This window comes from Williamsia sp. (assembly GCF_016462415.1).
Classification (GTDB): Bacteria; Actinomycetota; Actinomycetes; order Mycobacteriales; family Mycobacteriaceae; genus Williamsia_A.
The window spans coordinates 1-1,553 of sequence record NZ_JAEMTF010000182.1 but is presented as its reverse complement, the minus strand read 5'-3'; the positions used below and the strand labels follow the sequence as shown (position 1 = coordinate 1,553).

Here is a 1,553-nt window from a genome sequence, read left to right as displayed (position 1 = left end):
CGGGCAGGTGCTCGGCGTAGGGGAGCAGGTGATCGTTGCGTGTCGTCAGGTCGACGATCGCGGTGATCCCGGCGTCCGACAGCAGGTCGATCTTGGCGCGCACGGCGTCGGGTCTCCGGTCACCGGGGTACTCACCGGCGAGCAGGCCTTGTGCGACCCACCAAGCGTGCAGCGTGCGATCGTGCGACCAGCTGAGAGCGTGGGTCAACGGCACTCCGCGTCGGTGATGGCGGCCGCGATACGTGCGCCGATATCGGTTCGATCACTGCGCACGACAACGGATTTCACGACCGCGAGGTTCTCGTCGGAATGTCCGAACCGCACGCCGAGTGCGACAGGGTTCAGTTGACGGGCGTGGGCCGCGAAAAAGACGCTCCATGCGTCGGCGATCGTGGACAGCGAGGTGAGTGGGTCGGCGCCGGGCGAGAGTACGTGCACGTGTGGCTCGAATCCAGCGCGGCGACACGACGCGATGGTGTTCAGGTACACCGGTTCACCGATCGCGTCGACCGTGAAGACCAGTGGATGAGCAGCGAGGTCGGCGAGATGCGCCCGTCCGGTCGCCGTCGCGGGGTGGTCGGACGCGGTGATCACGAGGAGCTCGTCGGCAGGCAGCGCGTAGGTGACGAGGTCGGACCGGGCGGACGGAGTTCGGATGATGGCCGCGTCCAGGCGGCCGTCGGCGACCTGTTGTTCGCGATCGGTGGCGGGGATACTGACGATCTCCACGGGCGTGGGCAGCGTCCCGTCCGGCAGTGCGGTGAGGGCTGCGGTGACAAGAGGACCCAATCCGGTCGGCACACCGATCCGCGTCGGTCCCGAGGTGCTCGACGGAGAGAGCGCGCTGCGCGCGGCCCGCTCGGTGTCGAGCATCGACCGCGCAAACGGCTCGAACTGTCTGCCGGCCGAGGTGAGCCGCACACTGCGGCGAGTCCGGTCGAAGAGATCGACACGGAGCTCGCGCTCGAGCCGCGAGATCTGTTGACTCACGGCGGACTGCACGATCGACAGTGCACTCGCCGCCGCTGTGAAGCTCCCGGTGTCGATCACCGCGACGAAATACCGCACCTGGCGAAGTTCCATAGGGTCACCCATCAGTTCTTGTGATGACTCTAATCGCGAACCGGTCGTTGTTCAGGGTCGCGGCACGCGGTGTTCTGGACACATGCCGTTCATCGACACCGACACCGACCTCTACTTCCTCGACCGCCCCGCTGATCCGTCACTCTCGCGCGGCTCCGACATCCTGTTGCTACACAGCTTCGGCACGACCGCCCGTGTGTGGGAACCCATGCTCGCGATGTTCGATCGTCGACATCGCGTCGTCGCGCTGGACGCACGCAACCACGGTCGATCGGGCACCTCGACCTCGAGTTCGTTGAACGACAACGTGTCCGACGTGATCGAGGTGATCGATCGGTTGTCGCTCGATCGTCCCGTCGTCGTGGGTAGTTCGGTCGGAGCCCTCGTCGCGATCACGGTGGCTGCGCGGGCCCCAGGGTCGGTGCGCGCGGTGGTCTCGGTCGGCGGCGCCTCGCACGCGCCGGTGACCA

2 protein-coding genes and 1 pseudogene are annotated in these 1,553 nt (G+C 66.8%); 1 reads left to right on the top strand and 2 read right to left on the bottom strand.

Translation table 11 applies throughout. From position 1 onward, the window contains the following. Both JHC79_RS22825 and JHC79_RS22820 read right to left on the bottom strand, forming a co-directional pair. Positions 1–208 (bottom strand): annotated as a pseudogene (locus tag JHC79_RS22825) (hypothetical protein); the annotation flags it as partial. Continuing rightward, the gene (locus JHC79_RS22820; RefSeq protein WP_296395213.1) at positions 205–1,083 is read right to left on the bottom strand and encodes a LysR family transcriptional regulator; all 879 of its coding nucleotides are present in this window, start codon (positions 1,081–1,083) and stop codon (positions 205–207) included. The pseudogene JHC79_RS22825 and the gene JHC79_RS22820, both read right to left, overlap by 4 nt. An 82-nt stretch (positions 1,084–1,165) precedes the next feature. On the opposite strand from JHC79_RS22820, the gene JHC79_RS22815 reads away from it, so the two are divergent. Continuing rightward, positions 1,166–1,553 (top strand): alpha/beta hydrolase (locus tag JHC79_RS22815; protein WP_296395211.1); only part of this gene is annotated, 388 nt, incomplete at its 3' end.

Excerpts from the sequence above, each read along its gene's own strand:
- JHC79_RS22820 (WP_296395213.1), bottom strand. The coding sequence starts at position 1,083 with ATGGAACTTCGCCAGGTGCGGTATTTCGTCGCGGTGATCGACACCGGG.